20 protein-coding genes are annotated in these 20,423 nt (G+C 61.9%); 12 read left to right on the top strand and 8 right to left on the bottom strand.

Features of this window, described 5'->3' with window-relative positions:
- Positions 1 to 210: 210 nt before the first annotated feature.
- The 8 genes from AC1VON_RS20675 (at position 211) to AC1VON_RS20640 (ending at position 8,448) form a co-directional block, all read left to right on the top strand.
- Positions 211 to 453: a hypothetical protein gene (locus AC1VON_RS20675; RefSeq protein ID WP_483124681.1), complete on the top strand. Its 243-nt coding sequence runs from the start codon at positions 211 to 213 to the stop codon at positions 451 to 453.
- Between the two features lie 328 nt (positions 454 to 781).
- On the top strand, positions 782 to 2,011 hold the full coding sequence (locus AC1VON_RS20670) for a septal ring lytic transglycosylase RlpA family protein (RefSeq protein WP_172350571.1): 1,230 nt from the start codon (positions 782 to 784) through the stop codon (positions 2,009 to 2,011).
- A 98-nt stretch (positions 2,012 to 2,109) separates the two neighbouring features.
- Positions 2,110 to 3,273: a D-alanyl-D-alanine carboxypeptidase family protein gene (locus AC1VON_RS20665; RefSeq protein ID WP_483124680.1), complete on the top strand. Its 1,164-nt coding sequence runs from the start codon at positions 2,110 to 2,112 to the stop codon at positions 3,271 to 3,273.
- A 139-nt stretch (positions 3,274 to 3,412) separates the two neighbouring features.
- The gene (gene tmk / locus AC1VON_RS20660; RefSeq protein ID WP_483124679.1) at positions 3,413 to 4,087 is read left to right on the top strand and encodes a dTMP kinase; all 675 of its coding nucleotides are present in this window, start codon (positions 3,413 to 3,415) and stop codon (positions 4,085 to 4,087) included.
- The gene (locus AC1VON_RS20655) at positions 4,084 to 5,139 is read left to right on the top strand and encodes a DNA polymerase III subunit delta' (RefSeq protein WP_483124678.1); all 1,056 of its coding nucleotides are present in this window, start codon (positions 4,084 to 4,086) and stop codon (positions 5,137 to 5,139) included. Before tmk ends, AC1VON_RS20655 begins: the two co-directional genes overlap by 4 nt.
- Before the next feature lie 139 nt (positions 5,140 to 5,278).
- Positions 5,279 to 6,832, top strand: coding sequence for a methionine--tRNA ligase (gene metG, locus AC1VON_RS20650; RefSeq protein ID WP_483124677.1), 1,554 nt, complete (start codon positions 5,279 to 5,281; stop codon positions 6,830 to 6,832).
- On the top strand, positions 6,832 to 7,626 hold the full coding sequence (locus tag AC1VON_RS20645) for a TatD family hydrolase (protein WP_483124676.1): 795 nt from the start codon (positions 6,832 to 6,834) through the stop codon (positions 7,624 to 7,626). The genes metG and AC1VON_RS20645 overlap by 1 nt, the downstream gene beginning before the upstream one ends.
- A 3-nt stretch (positions 7,627 to 7,629) precedes the next feature.
- A complete protein-coding gene (locus AC1VON_RS20640; RefSeq protein ID WP_172350577.1) occupies positions 7,630 to 8,448 on the top strand; it encodes an MBL fold metallo-hydrolase in 819 nt (272 codons plus the stop codon).
- Positions 8,449 to 8,845: 397 nt separating this feature from the next.
- Here the strand turns inward: AC1VON_RS20640 and AC1VON_RS20635 are convergent, their stop codons facing one another.
- Positions 8,846 to 11,860: an ATP-binding protein gene (locus tag AC1VON_RS20635; RefSeq protein WP_483124675.1), complete on the bottom strand. Its 3,015-nt coding sequence runs from the start codon at positions 11,858 to 11,860 to the stop codon at positions 8,846 to 8,848.
- Between the two features lie 241 nt (positions 11,861 to 12,101).
- On the opposite strand from AC1VON_RS20635, the gene AC1VON_RS20630 reads away from it, so the two are divergent.
- The 3 genes from AC1VON_RS20630 (at position 12,102) to AC1VON_RS20620 (ending at position 13,733) form a co-directional block, all read left to right on the top strand.
- Positions 12,102 to 12,287, top strand: a complete 186-nt coding sequence (locus AC1VON_RS20630) for a hypothetical protein (protein ID WP_483124674.1) — start codon at positions 12,102 to 12,104, stop codon at positions 12,285 to 12,287.
- Positions 12,288 to 12,545: 258 nt separating this feature from the next.
- Complete coding sequence (locus tag AC1VON_RS20625) at positions 12,546 to 13,022, top strand: iron-containing redox enzyme family protein (protein ID WP_483124673.1); 477 nt, start codon at positions 12,546 to 12,548, stop codon at positions 13,020 to 13,022.
- A 24-nt stretch (positions 13,023 to 13,046) separates the two neighbouring features.
- Positions 13,047 to 13,733, top strand: a complete 687-nt coding sequence (locus AC1VON_RS20620) for a Crp/Fnr family transcriptional regulator (RefSeq protein ID WP_483124672.1) — start codon at positions 13,047 to 13,049, stop codon at positions 13,731 to 13,733.
- Between the two features lie 102 nt (positions 13,734 to 13,835).
- On the opposite strand, the gene AC1VON_RS20615 is transcribed toward AC1VON_RS20620, so the two are convergent.
- Positions 13,836 to 14,108, bottom strand: coding sequence for a hypothetical protein (locus AC1VON_RS20615; protein WP_172350581.1), 273 nt, complete (start codon positions 14,106 to 14,108; stop codon positions 13,836 to 13,838).
- A 397-nt stretch (positions 14,109 to 14,505) separates the two neighbouring features.
- Between AC1VON_RS20615 and AC1VON_RS20610 the strand changes: the two genes are divergently transcribed.
- Positions 14,506 to 15,426 (top strand): agmatinase, encoded by a 921-nt coding sequence (locus tag AC1VON_RS20610; RefSeq protein WP_483124671.1) that lies wholly within the window; start codon positions 14,506 to 14,508, stop codon positions 15,424 to 15,426.
- Positions 15,427 to 15,660: 234 nt separating this feature from the next.
- On the opposite strand, the gene AC1VON_RS20605 is transcribed toward AC1VON_RS20610, so the two are convergent.
- The 6 genes from AC1VON_RS20605 to AC1VON_RS20580 all read right to left on the bottom strand — a co-directional run bounded on the left by AC1VON_RS20605 (position 15,661) and on the right by AC1VON_RS20580 (position 20,352).
- Positions 15,661 to 16,227 (bottom strand): hypothetical protein, encoded by a 567-nt coding sequence (locus AC1VON_RS20605; RefSeq protein WP_483124670.1) that lies wholly within the window; start codon positions 16,225 to 16,227, stop codon positions 15,661 to 15,663.
- A gap of 332 nt (positions 16,228 to 16,559) precedes the next feature.
- Entirely contained in the window at positions 16,560 to 17,435 is an 876-nt protein-coding gene (locus tag AC1VON_RS20600; RefSeq protein ID WP_483124669.1) for an aldose 1-epimerase family protein, read from the bottom strand.
- A 177-nt stretch (positions 17,436 to 17,612) separates the two neighbouring features.
- On the bottom strand, positions 17,613 to 18,329 hold the full coding sequence (locus tag AC1VON_RS20595) for a Bax inhibitor-1/YccA family protein (protein ID WP_056577346.1): 717 nt from the start codon (positions 18,327 to 18,329) through the stop codon (positions 17,613 to 17,615).
- Between the two features lie 21 nt (positions 18,330 to 18,350).
- A complete protein-coding gene (locus AC1VON_RS20590; protein WP_172350584.1) occupies positions 18,351 to 19,124 on the bottom strand; it encodes an anti-sigma factor family protein in 774 nt (257 codons plus the stop codon).
- Complete coding sequence (locus AC1VON_RS20585) at positions 19,121 to 19,672, bottom strand: sigma-70 family RNA polymerase sigma factor (protein ID WP_483124668.1); 552 nt, start codon at positions 19,670 to 19,672, stop codon at positions 19,121 to 19,123. The genes AC1VON_RS20590 and AC1VON_RS20585 overlap by 4 nt, the downstream gene beginning before the upstream one ends.
- A gap of 86 nt (positions 19,673 to 19,758) precedes the next feature.
- Positions 19,759 to 20,352, bottom strand: a complete 594-nt coding sequence (locus AC1VON_RS20580; protein ID WP_483124667.1) for a histidine phosphatase family protein — start codon at positions 20,350 to 20,352, stop codon at positions 19,759 to 19,761.
- Positions 20,353 to 20,423 lie beyond the last annotated feature (71 nt).

The following is a 20,423-nucleotide window of genomic DNA, read 5'->3' as shown; positions in this document are numbered from 1 at the left end:
AGAGTTATCCTGATGTTCGGATGGCCCAGGCGTTCGCCTGCTGTCTTGGGGTGACCGCCAGCTGAAAGCACCTTTGTCGCGAGGGTGTGCGAAGACCGTGGAGGCGTGGCAGCGGCGGACCGAGGGTCTAAATATTCGCTTGCGCTAATATAAAAGTGACGTAACGTCACTCCCCAGCATCTTGGGGATGCGCAACCGTGGGGAAGTACGATGAGAGTGGTCATATTTTGTGCGGCACTCGTGATCGCCGCGACTGGTGTCGCCATTGCGAAGGAGAAGAAGGTGACGGTCAGCGATGCCGCGACCCTGTGCTCTACGAAACATTCGAGCAAGAAGCCGAGGCCAGAGCTGGACTGCAACTTGACCGGAACGACTAAATTGCCGGATGGAACAACGACGGAAAAGCCGCGCCTGGGATACGACGCCAATCCGTGGATCATGCCTGGCCTTTAAAGCCGGGCTTAGGTGGACAGCGGAGCAGCGCCTAGCGACCCTTACCTTTTGAGGGTCGTCCAGGATATCACCGGGAAGAAGTGGCTCATCCAGTGGAGCACTACAGGATGAGTGCGGCCGGCTGGATGAAACTGTTCAAGCCGTACGCAGCAAGCGCCGTCACAATCTTGCCCGGTTCCGGCCACAATCGGTTAATATCGTGATAAACAATTCCTGCGCACAAAGGATCGGGGTTCAGGGCGTCGTTGATATCGTCGAGTGAGTGCTTTGGCTCCTCTGTTGTTCAAACAACGGCATCTTGATTGAGACTGTAGGGGATTTCAGGAAAATGCAGGCTACGACGCGTCCGCGTCTTCGTCGCGCTTCCACGCTTACGCTGCTTGCTGCGTCGGCTGCCTTGCTGGCAGCCTGCGCGTCGCAGCCCGAGCCGAAAGCAATGGTGAATCCCAAGCCTCGTTCCAAGGAATATTTCGCCGAGACCGAATATGGTGTGAAGGCGAGCCCGCGCGCCAACTTCATGCGGCGCGGAGGCGGTCGCGACCAGCTCGGCAAGCCTTATCAGGTTCGTGGCAAGTGGTACTATCCCAAGGAAGATCGGCATTACGCCAAGGTCGGCCTGGCTTCCTGGTACGGCGACGCCTTCCATGGCCGGCTGACCGCCAATGGCGAAGTCTACGACATGACGCATCTTACGGCCGCGCACCCGACCATGCCGCTGCCAAGCTATGCCCGCGTCACCAATCTCAAGACCGGCAGCTCCGTCGTCGTGCGCGTCAACGACCGTGGGCCGTATCACGAGGGCCGCATCATCGATGTCTCGGAGCGCGCGGCGCAGATGCTCGACTACGCCAATGTCGGCACCGCCGAGGTGAAGGTGGAATATGTCGGCCGCGCGCCGCTCGATGGCAATGACGACCAGTATCTGATGGCATCCTACCATCCAGGCAACCGGATTCCGGATCCGTCGGATGGCCTGCCAACCGGCGTCATGGTGGCCATGAACGGACCGTCGCCAAGCTTGCCCGTGGGTGCCGCAGCCATACCGTTTCCGGGGCAGTTGACGAATTCCGGGAAGGCGTCCGCCACGCAGACGGCTCTGTCGGCGCAGGAACCGGCTTTGGGCGACTTGGCGCTGCCCGATTTCGGACCGATCGTTCCCGAGCGGCCGGAGATCGGCCTGCCGCCGCAGTCACCCTTCGCGATCGCCTCGCTGTCCTACGCGGATGAACGCGTGCGGCGCGGGGATGTCTTTGCCGCACTGGACGACAACGGCATGTCGCCCGCCGACATCCTGCGGTCGTGGAAAAAGTCCAATCCGCAGGCAGCGCCGTCCAGCGCCGACTATGTCGCCGCCGGCACGTTCGACGACGCCGCGGAAGCCAAGCGCGTGGCAGCAGCACTTCAACCCTTCGGCAGAACGGAGATTCAGCGTTCCGATCTCGACGGCAATGATTGGTATGCGGTCAATCTCTATCCGAATGGCCATGGCGGCCTGGACGAGTTGCTGCAGGCCGCATGGTCGCATGGCGCGCCCGATGCGCTGGCCGTGCGCAACTGATTCACGAGCCGGTTTTCCGCTGAACAGTTGATCCGCCCCGGAAAAAGCCCGATAGTTTCGCGGGCTTGCCGGAGGGACCGGCCAACGGGTCGAATTTCATGCAGTTTCGCTTGCTTCAGCCTTTTGCCGGGTTTTTTCTTCTCGGCCTCCTGATTTCCCTTGCCCCGGCCCACGCGCAGCTCTTCGAGACCAAGGCCACACAAGCCTTCATGATCGATGCCGACACCGGCACGGTGCTGTTCTCGAAAGATGCCGACAAGCCGATCCCGCCGGCCTCGATGGCCAAGCTGATGACAATGGAAGTGGTTTTCAATGCCATCAAATCCGGGCGGCTCAAGCTCGACGACACGTTCGTGGTGAGCGAAAACGCCTGGCGCAAGGGTGGCGCGCCGTCGGGAACATCGACGATGTTTGCCAAGCTCAAATCGGCGATCCGGCTCGAGGACCTGATCCAGGGCGTGACCGTGCAGGCCGCCAATGACGGCTGCATCGTCATCGCCGAAGGCATGGCCGGGTCAGAGGAGAATTTTGCCGCGCAGATGACCGAGCGTGCCCGCCAGATCGGCCTCAAGACATCGACCTTCGTCAACTCGACCGGCCTGCCGGCCGATGGCCAGCAGACGACCGTGCGCGAACTGGCGCAGCTGGCCTTGCATTTGTGGCGCGATTACCCGGATTTCTATCGCTACTATGGCCTGAAGGATTTCACCTGGAACAAGATCTCGCAGAGGAATCGCAACCCGCTGCTGGCCATGGACATCGGTGCCGATGGCCTGGCGGTCGGTGCGAGCGAGGCGTCCGGCTTCGGCATCGTCGCTTCGGCCACCCACAACGGCACGCGGGTGGTCGCGGCGATGAGCGGGTTCGCCAATGACAAGGAACGCGCCGAGGAGGCGCGAAAGCTGCTCGACTGGGGCGCGCGGTCCTTCGAGAAGACCGAGATCTTCGCCAAGGACGAGGTGGTTGGCGAGGCTCAGGTTTTTGGCGGTGCGAAATCCGGTGTGACGTTGAAGGCAAAAGGGCCGATCGCCATCTTCCTGCCGATCACCAACCGCGACAAGCTGACGGCAAGGATCGTCTATAACGGCCCGGTCGCCGCACCGGTGGAGGAGGGCCAGCCAGTGGGTGCGCTGCGCGTCTGGATCGGCGACACGCTGAGCCAGGAGACACCGCTTTTCGCCGCCGAGTTGATCGGTGTCGGCACGCTGCCACAGCGCGCGCTCGATGCCGTCAAGGAACTGGCAATCGGCTGGCTGCGCTAATGCATGTCGCTCAAAAGTGGCCACGGTTTTGAGACAACGACATGCGTAGAAGCAAAAATCTGACGGCATGGACGTTTCCCTGAACGCGGACTATCTAGAGCGCAACAATCCACTCCAACATGGACAAAGGCCGTTTCGATTGGCGCGCGGATTTTTCATCACCTTCGAAGGCGGCGAGGGCGCAGGCAAGTCGACGCAGATCGAGCGGCTGGCAAGGAAGATGCGCGCCAAGAAGTATGACGTCCTCGTCACCCGCGAACCGGGCGGCTCGCCCGGCGCGGAAGCCGTCAGGCATGTGCTGCTTTCGGGTGCCGCGGAGCCATTCGGGCCGAAGATGGAAGCACTGCTCTTCGCCGCCGCCCGCTCCGACCATGTCGAGCAGGTCATCCGGCCCGCGGTCGAGCATGGCTCCATCGTTCTTTGCGACCGCTTCCTGGATTCTTCGCGCGTCTACCAGGGCGTCACCGGCGGGATCGACCCGGCATTCATGGCTGCGCTGGAACAGGTCGCCATCAACGGCATGATGCCCGACATCACGCTGGTGTTCGATATCGATCCGGCCGAGGGCCTCCGGCGCGCGACCCTGCGGCGCGGCAGCGACGCCAGCGCCGACCGCTTCGAAAAGGAGACGCTGGCCATCCATCAGGCCCGGCGCGAGGCCTTTTTGGCGATCGCCGCGGCCGAGCCGGAACGCTGCATCGTCGTCGACGCGTCCGCCGATCCCGATACGGTGGAGCATGTCGTCACCGCCGCCGTGTTCGCGGCGCTGGAGGCGAGGGCGCCCGCGCGCAACAGGCAGGCCGCACCAGTATGACCTTCGAACGCAGCGCGCCTGAACAGCATGATACGCTGGACGGCGTGCCCGAGCCGGCCGAGACGCCTCGTCTGGTCGGGCACGGGCAGGCAGCCGAGATGCTTGCCGCCGCCTACCGATCCGGAAAGCTGCCACATGCTCTGATCTTCGCGGGGCCGGTCGGCATCGGCAAGGCGACACTGGCCTTTCATCTCGCACATCACCTGCTGAAGCACCCGGACTTCGCGCAGGCGCCGGAGAGCCTTGCCGTTCCCGATCCGGCCTCGTCGCTGTTTCGCCAGATCGCAACCGGGGCGCATCCCGGCGTGTTGCACCTGACCCGGCCGATGAACGACAAGACCAAGAGCTTCAAGACGGTCGTCACCGTCGACGAGATCCGCCGGGTCAGCCGCTTCCTGTCGATGACCTCGCATGACGGCAGCTATCGGGTGGTCATCGTCGATCCAGCCGACGACATGAATGCCAATGCCGCCAATGCCTTGCTCAAAAATCTTGAGGAGCCGCCCGCACGAACGCTGTTCGTTCTCATCGTCCATGCGCCGGGCAGCCTGCTGCCGACGATCCGCTCGCGCTGTCAAATGGTGCGCCTGACACCGCTCGGCGCCGACGAGCTGCTGGCGGTGCTGGAAACCGCCGAGCCGCCGCCACCGGACGATCCGGCCGCACGGGCGGCATTGGTCGAACGGGCAGGGGGCAGTGTGCGCAACGCGATCCTGCTGACGCAATATGGCGGGCTCGAAATCGCCCAGACACTCGATGCACTGGTGGCGGCGGGAAAGACCGATATCGGCGGAGCCTATCGGCTCGCCGAAGCCGTCGCCGGCCGAGACCAGGCGATCCAGTTCGATATCTTCAACCGCCGCGCGCTCGACCTGTTGTCGGATGCCGCAAGCCAGGCAGCGCTGTCAGGCGACCTCGCATGGGCGAAAACGCTGTCGGACACTTGGCATGAGGCGCTGGACGCGATATCTGAGACCGACACCTACAATCTCGACAAGAAGCAGCACGCCTTGACCATGATCGACCGCCTGAATTCTGCGATGCGAATGTGACGGCCTTTTTGGTGCATGCCGTTGCCCCAAAACCGGGGCCACTTTTGGGCGGCATGCATCGGCACCGGGATGGCAATCGCCATTCCGATGCGATATCCACCGCCACGGCTTCCATTCAGACATTCATGACGGTTCATTCATGTCACGCGACACATTCTACATCACGACCGCGATTTCCTATCCGAACGGCAAGCCGCATATCGGCCATGCCTACGAACTGATCGCCACCGACGCGCTCGCACGCTTCCAGCGGCTCGACGGCAAGCAGGTCTTCTTCCTCACCGGGACCGACGAGCACGGCATAAAGATGCTGCAGACGGCGAAGCGCGAAGGCATTTCGGCGCGCGAACTGGCCGATCGCAACTCGGCCGATTTCAAGCGCATGGCGATCGCGCTCAACGCGTCCAACGACGATTTCATCCGCACCACGGAAGAACGGCATTACGCCTCCTCGCAGGCGATCTGGAAGGCGATGGACGCCAATGGCGATATCTACAAGGGCGGCTATGCCGGCTGGTACTCGGTGCGCGACGAAGCCTATTACGGCGAAGAGGAGACGGAGGTCCGCCCCGACAATGTCCGCTACGGACCGCAGGGAACGCCGGTCGAATGGGTCGAGGAAGAAAGTTACTTCTTCCGTCTTTCGGCCTACCAGGAAAAGCTCATTGCCCTTTATGAAAGCCAGCCCGACTTCATCGGTCCGGCGGAGCGACGCAACGAGGTGATGAGCTTCGTCAAGTCGGGGCTGAGGGACCTGTCGATCTCGCGCACCACCTTCGACTGGGGCGTGCCGGTTCCGGGCGACGAGAAGCACGTCATGTATGTCTGGGTCGATGCCCTGACAAACTACATTACCGGCATCGGCTATCCCAATGAAAAGGCTGACAATTGGCGCTTCTGGCCGGCCGACGCGCACATCATCGGCAAGGACATTGTGCGCTTCCATGCGGTTTACTGGCCGGCCTTCCTGATGTCGGCCGGCATCCCGTTGCCGAAGCGCGTCTTCGGCCACGGCTTCCTGTTCAACCGCGGCGAGAAGATGTCGAAATCGGTCGGCAACGTCATCGACCCGTTCACCATGGTCGAGCATTACGGCCTCGACCAGGTGCGCTATTTCTTCCTGCGCGAAGTGCCGTTTGGCCAGGACGGCAGCTACAGCCATGAAGCGATCGTCAACCGCACCAACGCCGACCTCGCCAACGGCCTGGGCAATCTGGCGCAGCGCTCGCTGTCGATGATTGCCAAGAACTGTGGCGGCGTGGTGCCGAAGCGCGGTGACCTGACCGATGCCGACAGCGTGATCCTGGATCAGGCGGCGGCCGCTCTAGCCACCGCGCGCAAGGCAATGGCTGAGCAAGGCATCCATCTGGCGCTGGCGGCGATCTTCGCCGTGGTGGCGGAAGCTGATCGCTATTTCGCCGGGCAGGAGCCGTGGGCGCTGAAGAAGACCAACCCGGAGCGTATGGAAACGGTGCTGTGGACGACAGCCGAAGTGGTACGGCGCGTGGCGGTGATGTGCCAGCCCTTCATTCCGGGATCGGCCACGAAGCTGCTCGACCTGCTGGCCGTGCCGGTCGACAAGCGCGACTTCGTGCATGTCCACGCTGACCACGCGCTTGTATCGGGTACTGCCTTGCCGGTGCCGGAAGGGGTATTTCCGCGTTACATCGAACAGCCGGGCGCGAACGCCTGATGCTCGTCGACAGCCACTGCCACCTGGACTTTCCAGATTTCGCCGAGGAGCGGGCGGCCATTGTCGCTCGCGCCAAAGCGGCTGGTATCGGCCGCATGGTGACGATATCAACCCGCGTAAAGCGATTTCACCAAATCATTGAAATCGCTGAAACTTTTGATGAAGTTTACTGCTCCGTCGGCACCCATCCGCACAATGCCGCCGAAGAGCTCGAGGTCACCGCTGCGGACCTTGTTCGTCTGTCCGATCATCCTAAGGTGGTGGCGATCGGCGAGGCTGGGCTGGATTACTTCTACGACAAGGCGCCGCGCGATGCGCAGGCGCAAGGCTTTCGCAATCACATCGCGGCGGCTCGCGTGACCGGGCTGCCGCTGGTCATCCATTCGCGCGATGCCGATGACGACATGGCTGCCATTCTCGAAGACGAAACAGGGAAGGGCGCCTTCCCCTTCATCCTGCACTGTTTCTCCTCCGGACGCCGGCTGGCCGAGGTGGGCGTCTCGCTCGGCGGCTACGTGTCGTTCTCGGGCATCCTGACCTTCAAGAACTCAGCCGAATTGCGCACCATCGCCGCCGACGTGCCGCATGACCGGCTGCTCGTCGAAACAGACGCGCCATACCTGGCGCCGATCCCATTCCGCGGCAAGCGTAATGAGCCGGCCTATGTCGCGCACACCGCCAAGGTGCTGGCGGAGACGATTGGTGTCAGCGAAGCTGAAATCGCCGATCTGACGACGAACAATTTCTTCCGGCTGTTCGGGAAGATGCCGCGACCTGCCGAGTTGAGCGCCTGACCGATGACTGACCGGCTGCGTCTAACCGTTCTCGGCTGCGGCTCGTCGCCAGGTGCGCCGCGCATCACCGGCGACTGGGGCAATTGTGACCCGGACAACCCGAAGAACCGGCGCATGCGTACGGCCGTCCTGGTTGAACGGATCGCGGCGAATGGCAACCGCACGACCGTCGTCATCGACACTGGCCCCGATTTCCGCCAGCAGATGCTGATGGCCTCTGTCAGGCGCATTGACGCGGTCGTCTACACACATCCACACGCCGACCACATCCACGGCATCGATGACCTGCGCGGCTTCGTCCTCGATCAGCGCCAGCGGATCGATATTCACGCCGACGAGCCGACAATGCTGCGGCTGCGCCAGGCGTTCGGCTACTGCTTCGAGACACCACCCGGCAGTTCCTATCCGCCGATCGTCAGTGCCCATATCATCGACCACGCGAAGCCGGTGGTGATCGAAGGAGAGGGGGGTGCCCTCACCCTTGAACCATTGCCGCAGGTGCATGGCGACATCATCTCGCTCGGGTTTCGCATTGGAGCGCTGGCCTATTGCCCTGACATCAGCGACTTTCCCGACACCACCGCCGAGCGGCTGTGCGGCCTGGAGATTTTGGTCATCGACGCGCTGCAGTACAAAACCCATCCCAGCCATTTGTCGCTCGGCCAGGCGCTCGGCTGGATCGAAAAGCTGGCACCGAAACAGGCCGTGCTAACCCATATGCACGTGCCGCTCGACTATGCCACCGTAATGGCTGAGACGCCTGACAAGGTGGTGCCGGCCTATGATGGCATGGTGATCGAAATGCCTTTTGAATCAGAGTGATAGATCGATTTTCTCGCGAGTTGTGAGCCGTGAAATCGTTCAAGCTGGGATTACCGGCGGCAAACCGACCTGGCGTGAGTTGCTGCTTAGGATGACGACGTCAAGGACTGTGATCATCGGCGAAAAATCATTGCCGGACGAAGATACGCAACGCTTGTGTCAGCAAAGGCATCGCCTTTAGCGTCGTACCGCAGGCCCGGCATTCCATGGCCTGGGAGAACCCGGCCGGATTGGCGGGCGCGATGCGGAAAGCGCTGTCCTGATTACCGCACCGCCCGCTCCCATCAGTTCCATAATCTATCTTATGCGACTTTTGTGTGAGCACGCTTCGTCCCTGGGCAATCCCAGATAGCGGGTAAGTTTCAGCCGCATGGAGTTTGTTACCGCGGAGGCTTCCTTAGTCGCCCTCGAGCCTGTCGTACACCGACGACGAAGCCTTTTTGCGCGCACAGGCGAACAGCGCCCGCAAGCGCCGCATCCGCTTCTTCCGGGAGGCCGGCGATGTGGAGAACCTCTCCAAGACCGTCGAGGACGAACGACTGGAGGAACAGAAAGTCCGTCGGCTCGGCGATCGCGACAGCCTCCCGGGCCATACGGAGAGCTCCCTCCACATCGCCCACACGGACCGAGATCTTTGACCTAACGCATCGCAGCAGGCCTTGCGAGTACGTGTCGTCACTGCCGGCGATCCCCTCGCCCAACCGAACGAACGCTTCGGCCTCCTCGTACCGGCCTTGGACATAGATGGCCTGGGCGAGTATGCCGGCAATCGAAGCTCCCGCTCGGCGGCTGCCGCGTCGCCCGCCCAGAGCTCGGCCAGAGCGCTCATCTCGGTGAGAGGTCCCGCGCTCCACACGGTCAGTGCGACTTCCTCGACCGTTGACCGCGCCTGCGCTATCAACTGCCGCGCCTCGCCAAATCGGCCGCGCATCGCCTCGAGATTCCCCCAGCTGAAGAGCGCCGCCGACATCGCCTTGCGATCACCTTGTGCCCTGGCGAGCACATCCTTGCACCGGCCGATCGCCGCCTTGACCGGCATACGGCCCGCCCACACGACAAGCGGCACCCATGATAGCGACTCGAGCCATTCTCTGTCGTTGCCCGCTGCGAACGCATGCGCCGCCGCGCTCTCCCACGCCTCTTCAGAGGCGCCGAAATTGCACTTTGTCAGGTGAAACAAGCCAAGCAAGGACCAGCCCTTGGCCAAGCCGTGCTCGTCGTTTTCCTGCTCGAACATCGATATGGCCTGCCGCGCCTCGCGGTAGGCCTCGTCCGCCCACCCCTCTGGCTCTGACAGGAAGCGCACCCACAGATCGAGAATGAGCGCATGCGCTTGCAGTCTGCGATCGGCGGAGGCGGTCGCTGCCTCACGCATCTGGGCGATCGCGCCACGCGTGCGCTCGAGGTCGCCGGTTTCCAGCAGTGCAAATGCGAGCTCCGGCAAGAGCGCCAGTCGCCCAGGATCGTCGCGAGCTCCGAGCGAGATGGCGCGCGACAGCATGTTGACCGCGGCGGGCATGTCACCCCGCGCGAAGGCGCGCTGCCCGGCAGAAGCCAGCGGCACGCTCGCACGTCGTGCCAGCGACTCGACGCGCTCGTTCGATAGACCGAGCTCCGCGAGAGACCTGTAGGCCCGCTCGAGGTGGTAGCCGACGATCTCTTCGTACTCTCGGGCCCGCTCGCGCATCCTTGCCTCCAGCCATGATGCGAAGCGCTCATGCATGTTGGCTCGTACGCCCTTCGGAATGCCATTGTAGGCCGCGTCCCCGACGAGGCTGTGAGTGAAGCGAAAAGCATCCTCCTCCTCCAGGTCCGAGCGATCCGGGCGGATCAGCTGCTTTCTGGCCAGGGACCGAAGCTGGCCGCCAACGCGGGGCCGCTGCTCTTCCGGCGACATCTCCTCGACGGCCCCCCACCAGAAGATGCGACCGATCACTGATGCTCGCTCGATCACAGAGCGCTCCTCGCCGCCGAGCCGGTCCAAACGCGCGTTGATAAGGGCGTTGATCGTGGGCGGAATCGTCAGCCTCGACAGATGGTCAGCCGCCGTCCACGTCCCGTCGACGGCGATGAGCAAACCGTCGTCGATCAGCATTCGCAGCGTCTCCTCCACGAAGAGAGGGTTCCCCTCGGCGGCATCGGCGATCCGCGCGCGGTCCTCGTTCGCGAGTTCCGCGCCTCCGAGCAAGTTCCGGATCAAGCCGTCCGTATGAGCGTCGCTCAGCGAGCGCAGGGTGATGAGGGACGCGTTCGCCTTCGACGTCATCCAGCCGGCGCGGACCTCGAGCAGCTCAGGGCGAGCGAGGCAGAGGAAGAACGCCGGCACGCCGTCCAACGAATCGGCGAGATATTCGAGGAGATCGAGGAACGTCGGCTCCGCCCAGTGAATGTCGTCGAACACGACGACCAATGGCCGATGCGTTGCCAGCTTGCCGAACAGCTTGCGCACGGCCCAGAACGTCTCTTGAACACCAGGCGTCGCACGGGTCAGGCCCATGAGTGCGGACAGGCGTTCGACGACCAGCGCGGCATCGGGGCCTTCCAATAGCTTGCCAATCTTTGCGCGAGCATCGTCGGGCGAGTGACTATCTGTGATGCCCGCCGCGGCCTTGAGCACCTCGATGATGGGCCAAAAGGTAATCCCCTCGCCGTATGGCAGGCATCGCCCCGCCACGACTGTCGTTGTCCTTTCGAGTCGGGGAAGAAATTCACGCGTGAGCCGGGACTTGCCGATTCCCGCCGGGCCCATCACCGTTACGATCTCGCATACTCGAGACTTGACCGTCCTTTCGAACATCTCTCCGATTTCGGCGATTTCTTTGTCGCGACCGATCAGAGGGGATTCAAGACCATGGGCAGCGAGGGCCGCGGGGGCGACATCCATGAGGTTCCACGCGGCTAAGAGCTCTGACTTCCCCTTCACGCGAAGCGGCTCGATCGGTGACGTCATCGCGACATCGCGGACCAGCCGATATGTCGCGTCTCCGATCAGGATCTGCCCTGGCTCGGCAGCTTGTTCGAGCCGGGCAGCAATGTTGACCGCGTCTCCGACCGCGAAAGTTTCGCCCTGGCCCGGATCCCCGGCGATCACCTCACCCGTGGTCATACCTATCCGGATCACGATCCTGGTGCCCCAACGCGACTCGAACTCATCATTCAGCCGATGCAGCGCATGAAGCATCGCAACCGCGGCTCGAACCGCACGCACCGCGTCGTCCTCATGGAGCAGCGGGATGCCGAACACCGCCATGATCGCATCCCCAATGAACTTCTCGGTTGTCCCCCCGTGGCCACGAATTACCGCGGCCATCTCCCGAAAGTACTGGGTCATGAGATTGCGAAGCAACTCGGGATCGAGCTCATCTCCCAACGCCGTCGAGCCGACAATATCAGCAAAGAGGATCGTGACCACCTTGCGCGTATCGGCGGCACCGGAAGCTCGTTGGGTCAGCGGCGATGCACAGGACGCACAGAACTGCAATTCGGCTGCATTGGCAGATCCGCATGTCGAACAGATCGAGCTCCCAAGAGCATATCTCATTGTGCTCATGGACTGTACGGCCAGGCCTTGCGTAGGGCAAGTCCGCCCTCTTGACAGGTCCATCTTAGTCTAGGATAGTTTAGGATGGTCTAAGATAACTGGAGGATGGGCGATGGCAGTAGAATTGCCACCACACGTCAAAAAGTATCTCGACGACATGGAGGTCTCGGCGGATACCCTCCCAGAGGACGCGAGGGAGACGTTTGCCAGTCTCTCGGGGGGCGAGATAGCCCTTCTAAGGAAGCTGGGGAAGGACCTGGAGAAAGCAGATGTCGGCATCGTCATCAAGGTTCACTAGCCGAGCTTCTTAACCACCGGGCTGCTTCTTAACCACCGGGATGCCATGAACGGGATCGAGGTTGGGGCCATTGCTACGCCGAGCGTTCGTCTCCGGCGGAAGATTAATCTTGTGGTGCAACCATACGCAAAGTCATGTCGCACCCTTGTGACGCATCCTAGGCTTGCTGACTTTTGGCCGCAGTTCCTGCTCACTCAGCACCAAATCATTCGTGCAACGGTGCCGTTGACGGAAGTAGCAGCGGAGCGAGCCGAGAAAATGGCGGCCGCTGACCCTATCGCGTCCGGTCTGGCCCGATATCTGGAGGAGCATGTCAAGGAGGAGTTGGGGCATGATGACTTGCTGCTCGATGACCTCGAACTGCTAGGTGTGAAGCGGGCGACGGCGCTGAGCCGCATACCATCCCCCTCGGTCGCGAGCCTTGTGGGAGCGCAGTACTACTGGATCCATCACCATCACCCTGTCGCGTTCCTTGGTTTCGTCGCGTTGATGGAGGGACACCCGCCGACACCGACGCTGATCCAGACGCTGATTTCCGCAACGGGGTTTCCGCATGCGGCTTTCCAGACGCTCATCGACCACGGTGAGCTCGATCCCGGACACCGCGACCGGCTCTACCGCACGATCGACGCCCTGCCCCTGACAGCCGAGCACGAAACCGTCATGGGCATCTCCGCCATGCATGGCGCCACGCTCCTTCCATCCACGATCGAGGAGATCCTCGAACAGGGGTAGCGAGGCGGCAATTGGGAAATCAACATGGCCTCCGGCAGCGCGAATGATGGAAATGATCTGCCGCGCCTTGCACGGATCGACCCACGCCTGTTCGATCTTCTCTTCAGCGGCTGCAAGGTCGAACGCTACGCGGCTGGTCAGCATCTCTTCGTTCAGGAAGATCCATCCGATCGCATTTACGGGGTGATGAGCGGGACGGTGGAGATCTCGATCTATTCGCAGGGAGGCCAGAGGCTGGTGGCCAATATCGAGCTTGCGCACAGCTTGGTCGGAGAGGTTGGCGCGCTCGACGGGCGCCCGCGCACCGCAACCGCCATCTGCCTCACCGCTTGCGATCTGGCCTCGCTGGGCAGGACGCAACTCTTCGATCGCATTGAAAGAAACCCATCGCTGGCACGTGCCATGATTGAGCTGTTGTGCGCACGGCTGCGTTGGATCAGCAGCGAACTTGGGGATCATGCTTTCTTCGGCATTGAGGCGAGGCTGGCAAAGCGACTGGTCTTCCTGGCTAGCGTAATGGCGGATGGGTCAGGCTGGATACCGATTTCCCAGTCCGAATTGGCGGAGTTCCTCGGCGCCACGCGCGAGTCCGTCAACAAGACGCTTAACAATTGGCGCAACCGCTCGATCATCGCAATCAAGCGCGGCGGCCTGCGAATAACCAATTTCGGCGCTCTTCGTCATTTGGCCGAGTCACAGAACGACAACTGATGTCGCCAATTCACAAGGGTGGAATGAGGGCCACCAAATCGGATGTCATTCCCGCCTGAGGCGGGAGAGCGGTGGCGCTGACCACCGCTCCCCACTTGTATCTCAGTTGCGGCAATTGGGGCTGACAGGGTCATACTGGTGCGGGCTAACCCCCATGCAATTGGAGTTCGAAACGCCACCAGCCAACCCGATCGATCCTGTCTGGAACCCATACACCGCTTCTTCTGAAGCCAATGGATGTTGGCCCTTGACCTCTCCCGGGGCCTCGAAGTCGCCATTGTCGGCACGAAGGCTGTGGACGAAGGTCGAGTCGATCGCGAACGAAGGCGCTGTAAGCATAAGCAATGCCGATGCAACTGTAATTATCTTGTACATTTTGATCTCCTTTGTTTGCTTCCACCACAATTATTATGAATAGAACGAAAATTTATCCTATTTGTAAAAGACTTCCCCTCTCGTTTTATCTGATCTCTTTTCTGCAAGATCCATTCGCAAGGGCGGATAAATTTCTGTTCTGGCATATGTTGTGCGCCACGCACGAATTTGTATGTGAAGGAGTTCACAAGAGGCCGCCAATATGACGTAGCCCGCCTTTCGAGAGGCGCGTGGAACAGATCCATCGCGAGAGCGACGACACGACAATCGATTACAATCGCAAAAGCTCAGGGGGTGATCGAGCCGTCGAGCTTCTCGATCCCAAAGACGGCCCACTTTGCGGCAGCCGCTGTTACGCGATAACCTCCCGGTCCGTGTCATCAGGACCATCAAGAAGATGTCGTCATCATTCCTCGGCCTTCCCGATCGCCTCGCCGACGGCCGCACGCCCCGCGCGGTGATCTTCGGAGCCGGCCATGGCAGCACCTATCCCGGCAAGGACAGCAGCGGGCATGCCTTGGCCGCCTTCGCCATACGCGCGGCCAGCCAGGGCGATGCTCCGCTCGTCGAGCACTGGGATTTCGATCTCGGCGGTCCGTTGTTCGACGGCAAGCCGCTCTGCTGCGTCGACGCCGGCGACATTTCGACCATCCTGCACGACAATGCCGAAAACAGGGTCCGGATCGAAGCCAAGACGCGTGAAGTCTTGGCCTTGCCGGCCGTGCCAATCCTGATTGGCGGTGACGATTCCGTCGTCACTCCGTTCCTTGCCGGCTTTGCCGATCACCAACCGATCTGGATCCTGCAGATCGATGCCCATATCGACTGGCGCGACGAGGTGCATGGCGAACGCTACGGCTATTCGAGCCCGATGCGGCGGGCGAGCGAGATGGCGCATGTCGCGGGCATGGTGCAGGTCGGCCTGCGCAGCGTCGGCAGCGCGCGCCTCGCTGAAATCGAAGCGGCGCGGTACTATGGCAGCCGTTTCGTGACCGCCCGCGAAATTCATGCTCAAGGCGTGGAAGCGGCGCTCAGGCACATACCGGAAGGCGCGCGGGTCGTCGTCACCTTCGACTGCGACAGCCTTGATCCTGGCATCATGCCGGGCGTGGCGGCGCGTACGCCGGGCGGCCTCACCTACACGCAGGCGATCGACCTGATCGCCGGCCTCGGCAAGCGGGCCAGGGTCGCGGGATTCGACCTTGTCGAACTCTATCCGCCCGCCGATATCGACGGAATGTCGGCCCTCACCGCAGCGCGTGTTCTCGTGAATGTGATCGGCACAATCGTCCGGCAGAGTGGTTCAACGCCCGATTGACGCGTGCTTATCCGAGCAGCAGTCGAATTCCTCGTACTCAACTAACGATCGATCGAACCGGATTCAGGTTTGGCCGTCACCCTCAGACCGAGATATCTCTGCCCGCTACAGCACTCTCCTACGCACACTCGCCTACACGCGTTATGGCGACGCGGGCCGTACAACCCCGTGTCGCGCAACAGCGTTGCGACGCCGGCCTCCGCTCCGGTCCTGTTCGGGGCCATTGCACCTAGACTAAAACGAAAATCTCTGGAGCCACGCAACCCTCAAGTGCGATACCCAGATCGGACAGAAAAAATAGATCACTAACTCGCGAACCAGAGTTTTCCATAGAAGGGTGTTGGTGGAATCGGTCGTCTGATAAGCTCCCCAAGCGCCACGGCCTGTCGCGTGATCATTGAAGCCCCCAGCCAACATCCCGACAATCATAAAGACCATCACCAATGTCACGATGACTGGTCGAGCTTTCATGGTGACTGGGTCCGCCTTCGACAGCAACGTCGTATAAAATAGTATGCTAAATATTGCAAACAATATAGATAATATAGAACTTACTGAAAACAATTTGCACTCGTCGTTGTCCGCACCTTGCCATTCAGTGATCTGGTCGTAAATTATCTGATTTCCTGGCCACAAACGCCGTAGCGCCGGGATATCACGAAATGAACAGGTGTAGACTATGGGAAAATGAGGGATGACAAGCCATATTGCTGCTGATGCAGTGGCCAAAATACAGATAGCAGCGAATATCTTTCGCGCACTCACGGGCAGTTTTTGCGCGCGTCCTTCGCTATGCGACATGACAAGGCTCCACTTTACGACCTTGATGGCGCGTGAGCGTTCTATCAGTATTTTTGGTTGTCTCGCGGAGCAAGAGGGCCTGTCCAACGGCGTTGTTGCCTGTCTTGATAAAAGGCGTCCATGCCGATTGAGACCACTACCAGATCAGGCTTTCGATGATCAGGAAGAACCGTCGTCGCAGACCGTAGCCCGTCTTCTCCAGCTAGAGATGGACATCCTAGCAAGAACCACGAAAGCCGAACCAGGCCCTTATAGTCACAGCCTTCCAAAAGGCGGTCCAAAAACTGTCGGCTATCACCAGCTTGATTAGAGCCGTCGGTACGATTGTGCCACTAGCGATCCAAATGAATCCGGTAACCCAGAGAACGCTTCGCTCCCGGCTCGATCAGCATCACGCCAGGTTTCTCGCTGAACTCGCCGTCGAAATCGGCTGGGCTTGCAATGCCGCGCCAAGGTTCGATGCACAGGAACGGCGCGCCGCCCGGTTTGGACCAGATGCCCAGTTCCTCTGCTCCCTGCCATGACATTTCGATCGCCGGACCGTGGTCGGCGGCGTAGCGCACGCTGGTGCTGGCGGGCCGGTCCAGAATGACGGCGTCGTCATCGAACAGGCGTTCGGACAGCGAAAGCGTCTTGCCTTCGATGGGTGTCGGCCGCGGTGCCGGGAGCAAAAGGCCGTCCTTCAGCCGGCGGATCGGCGCTGGCTCGGCCTCCGCAAAGGTCAGCCGATAGGCCTCCTTGGGCAATTCCGGCAGCAATGGCCAGTTGAATGCCGGATGCGCACCGATCGAAGCCGGCAATGGCTCGTCACCGGTGTTGGTGATCTCGAAGGTCACGCCAAGCTGCTGGCGGTCGAGCGTGTAGGTCACGGCGAGGCGGAAGGCGAAAGGATAGTGCGCGCGCGTGTCGGCGTCGTCGGTGAGGATCAGCGTGCAGGACCGAGGCCCCCTCTCCTCCCAGGTGAATGGCTTGTCGCGGGCGAAGCCGTGCTGTGTCATCGGATAGGTGTGGCCGCGATGGCGCAGTTGGTCGCCCTTCAGCCGGCCGACGATCGGGAACAGCACCGGCGAATGGCGCCGCCACTCTGGTCCGGCCTGCCACAGGAACTCAAACCCTTGCGCATCCTGCAGCGAGACCAGTTCGGCACCCTGCCCGACTATGACAGCCGAGATGCCGTCGCCACGAAGCGTTTGGCTGTCCTGTGCCATATGTCCTCGCGGGCCGGCGTTGAAGCTGGCGGCAGACTAGCAAAAGCTCCTAGGGACTCAAGCCGGGTCTTGCCTGAACGGATTGGGCCGGAACGAATTGTGGCCGGAGGATTTCTCCTCCGGCCACCTCTCCGCATCAAGGGCGAGAACCCCACCCTTGCCCACAGCGGACAGTCGTTACTCCCGCTCGCCGGTGAAATTCAGCAGCAGCTGGAAGATGTTGATGAAGTTCAGGTAGAGCGAGAAGGCCCCGAAGACGGCGAGCTTCTGGCGCGATTCCGCGTCGAAATTCTCGGCATACTGTTCCTTGATCGTCTGCGTGTCCCAGGCGGTCAGGCCGATGAAGACAGCGATGCCGATCACCGAGATGGCAAACTGCAGCGCGGTCGAGCCAAGGAAGATGTTGACGATGCTGGCGATCACCACGCCGATCAGGCCCATGATCAGGAACGACGAGAACTGCGTCAGGTCACGCCTGGTCGTGTAGCCATAGAGGCTGGTGGCGCCGAACATGGTGGCGGCGATGAAGAAGGTGCGGGCAATGCTGGTTCCGGTGAAGACCAGGAACACGGAGGCGAGCGACAGGCCCATCACCGCGCAGAAGGCCCAGAACATCATCTGGGCGCTGGCCGCCGACATGGTCTGCATCTTGAACGAAAACAGCATGACGAAGGCGAGCGGCGCCAGCATCACCACCCACTTCAGCGGGCTGGAGAAGATCGGCACGTAGAGCGCCGGCGTCGACGACACCAGGAAGGCGACAAGGCCGGTGACCACGAGGCCAAGGCCCATATAGTTGTAGACGCGCAGCATGTGCTGGCGCAGGCCCTCGTCAAAGACGGCTCCGGTTTGGGCGCCGGTGCCAACGCGATATCCCAGATTGGGCGTATTCATCTGCAGTCTCCTTTGGATCGGTCAGTAAAGTGTTCTGGCGAGCGTCTCGGCGGCGCGGTCGAGGTCATGAACTCCGCTCTTCGCGACCACCGCGTAGGCAACCTCGCCGATCTGAAAATAGGCCGAGGAAATATCGCCCGAGGGCGTGACGGTCGGCTTGACCACGTCGAAGGTTCCCGGCCGGATCGCAAACAGCGACACCAGCCCCATATCCTTGGTGTCCAAAGCCATCTCGACGCTCGGACCAAAGCGTGACGGATAGATCTGCACGTCGCGCACCTTCCAATCCTTGGGCAGCGAGGGCATGACGATCGCTGTGGCGGCGCGGATCTCTCCGGCATTGTAATTGGGCGCTTCCGGCTGCGAGGGCATGGCTTCGCGCACCAGCGTCGTCCTGTGCGCCCGCACCGCCTCGTCGACATAAGCGGGAGGCTGCGGCGAAGCGACGACCTTGGTCACAGACATCGGCCCGATGATGCCGTTCGCCAGCCAACCGGCGGCAACGAAGGCGGCAACGGCGGCGGCGCGCTGCAACACGCCGAAGATGCGGCCGCGGGCAAGCCCCCTCTCCAGACGCCGCGCCGCGTCAGCGGTCGCCGGCCGCGCCATGCCCTTGGAGCCGGCGAGCGCCACGCGCAGTTCGTCGCGGGTCCGCAGATCCGACATCACGCGTGCGGCAGCCTCCGGACGCGTGGACAGGAAAGCTTCCACCTCGATGCGGCGGGTGACATCCAGTTGCTCGTCGACATAGGCGTCGAGGTCGGTGTCCGTAACGGGGTCGACAAGAGCGGTCATTGCTCACCTCCCACGATCCTGAGATGATTCTTGCCGCGCCCCGGGGCGGCGTCTTCCATCTGGCGCAAGGCGGCGCGCGCCCTGCCGATGCGCGACATCAGCGTACCCAGCGGCACGCCCGTGGCATTGGCCGCCTGCTGATAGGAAAGCCCTTCGATGGCGACCAGATGCAGCGCCGAACGCTGTTCTTCCGGCAGGTTGAAAAAGGCATCCCGCACCTGCGCCAGGCGCACCGAATGCTCCTGCGGAGCTGGCGTGGCGGTGTCGGCGAGGTATCCGGCCTGTTCGATGCGCACCGCTTCCGATCGGCGCGAGCGCATGCGGTCGACAAAGGCGTTGTGGACGATCGAGAGCAGCCACGCCCGCAGGTTTCCGCCGGAGCGGAAAGTGCCGCGCCGCTCATAGGCGCGCACCAGCGCGTCATGCACGAGATCCTCGGCATCCGCACTGTCGCGGGTCAGCGACTGCGCGTAGCGCCGCAGCGATCCGAGCTGTCCTATGATGTCAAAGCGTGGCATCGACCGTTTCATGCCCTGTTTACGGAGCATGTGGGGATTTTAATCCCGACCTTGCCATTTTTCTTCGACGGGCTCTTCGGAGGACATCGTTCCAGTACCCTGGCCCAGCGCGGCTCTCAGGGGCGAGATGGTTTTGCCGGTTTGGGCGTAGTCAAGCCGCAGGCGCGCAATACCCATCTGCGGCCGTCGCTGCGAAAATCGGTGATGCTCAGCGGCTCGATGTCGATCTTCCAACAGGCGGCAAGCGGAGCACCCAGAACATGCACGATCGCGGTGCGGATGACGCTGGCATGGGTCAGCGCGATCGTATGGCCACGCTCGGCGATTAGCCGGTTCATCAAGTTGGAGGCCCGATGGGCAACGTCGGCCAGCGACTCGCCGCCATGCGGCGACCCATTGGGGTCTGTCAGCCAGGCAGCCACGCCCTCGGGCGCCTCCGCCTGAACCTCCTCAAAGCTCTTGCCGACCCAGCTTCCATGATCCTGATCCGCCAGAAGGGGTTCGACCGATGCGTCCAACCCCAGCGCCTCGGCGGTCTGCCGGGCACGAAGCGAGGGCGCTGTCCACACGCGTTCGGCGCGACGCAGCGTTCCGCGTATCGCCTTCGCCTGCGTCAGCGAGCGCGCCTCCAACGGCTCGTCCGCAGGAAACGCCCCCAGGCGTGTCGCGGCCGTGGCGCCGCTGCAGATCATCGTCAGCCGTACCAGCATGAAGCAGTCATCCCCAAGCCGCTTTCGAAGCGGCGCATACGTAGCGATTAGAATGGCGGCTATCGTTTCGA

Source organism: Mesorhizobium sp. HAY1-8B, assembly GCF_056868045.1.
This window is presented reverse-complemented; position numbering and strand designations above follow the sequence as displayed.

What these genes read in the sequence shown, in the direction of transcription:
- AC1VON_RS20675 (WP_483124681.1), top strand. Translation starts at nt 211, where the DNA reads ATGAGAGTGGTCATATTTTGTGCGGCACTCGTGATCGCCGCGACTGGT.
- AC1VON_RS20670 (WP_172350571.1), top strand. Translation starts at nt 782, where the DNA reads ATGCAGGCTACGACGCGTCCGCGTCTTCGTCGCGCTTCCACGCTTACG.
- AC1VON_RS20665 (WP_483124680.1), top strand. Translation starts at nt 2,110, where the DNA reads ATGCAGTTTCGCTTGCTTCAGCCTTTTGCCGGGTTTTTTCTTCTCGGC.
- AC1VON_RS20655 (WP_483124678.1), top strand. Translation starts at nt 4,084, where the DNA reads ATGACCTTCGAACGCAGCGCGCCTGAACAGCATGATACGCTGGACGGC.
- metG (WP_483124677.1), top strand. Translation starts at nt 5,279, where the DNA reads ATGTCACGCGACACATTCTACATCACGACCGCGATTTCCTATCCGAAC.
- AC1VON_RS20645 (WP_483124676.1), top strand. Translation starts at nt 6,832, where the DNA reads ATGCTCGTCGACAGCCACTGCCACCTGGACTTTCCAGATTTCGCCGAG.
- AC1VON_RS20640 (WP_172350577.1), top strand. Translation starts at nt 7,630, where the DNA reads ATGACTGACCGGCTGCGTCTAACCGTTCTCGGCTGCGGCTCGTCGCCA.
- AC1VON_RS20630 (WP_483124674.1), top strand. Translation starts at nt 12,102, where the DNA reads ATGGCAGTAGAATTGCCACCACACGTCAAAAAGTATCTCGACGACATG.
- AC1VON_RS20625 (WP_483124673.1), top strand. Translation starts at nt 12,546, where the DNA reads ATGGCGGCCGCTGACCCTATCGCGTCCGGTCTGGCCCGATATCTGGAG.
- AC1VON_RS20620 (WP_483124672.1), top strand. Translation starts at nt 13,047, where the DNA reads ATGGCCTCCGGCAGCGCGAATGATGGAAATGATCTGCCGCGCCTTGCA.
- AC1VON_RS20615 (WP_172350581.1), bottom strand. Translation starts at nt 14,108, where the DNA reads ATGTACAAGATAATTACAGTTGCATCGGCATTGCTTATGCTTACAGCG.
- AC1VON_RS20610 (WP_483124671.1), top strand. Translation starts at nt 14,506, where the DNA reads ATGTCGTCATCATTCCTCGGCCTTCCCGATCGCCTCGCCGACGGCCGC.
- AC1VON_RS20605 (WP_483124670.1), bottom strand. Translation starts at nt 16,227, where the DNA reads ATGTCGCATAGCGAAGGACGCGCGCAAAAACTGCCCGTGAGTGCGCGA.
- AC1VON_RS20600 (WP_483124669.1), bottom strand. Translation starts at nt 17,435, where the DNA reads ATGGCACAGGACAGCCAAACGCTTCGTGGCGACGGCATCTCGGCTGTC.
- AC1VON_RS20595 (WP_056577346.1), bottom strand. Translation starts at nt 18,329, where the DNA reads ATGAATACGCCCAATCTGGGATATCGCGTTGGCACCGGCGCCCAAACC.
- AC1VON_RS20590 (WP_172350584.1), bottom strand. Translation starts at nt 19,124, where the DNA reads ATGACCGCTCTTGTCGACCCCGTTACGGACACCGACCTCGACGCCTAT.
- AC1VON_RS20585 (WP_483124668.1), bottom strand. Translation starts at nt 19,672, where the DNA reads ATGCTCCGTAAACAGGGCATGAAACGGTCGATGCCACGCTTTGACATC.
- AC1VON_RS20580 (WP_483124667.1), bottom strand. Translation starts at nt 20,352, where the DNA reads ATGCTGGTACGGCTGACGATGATCTGCAGCGGCGCCACGGCCGCGACA.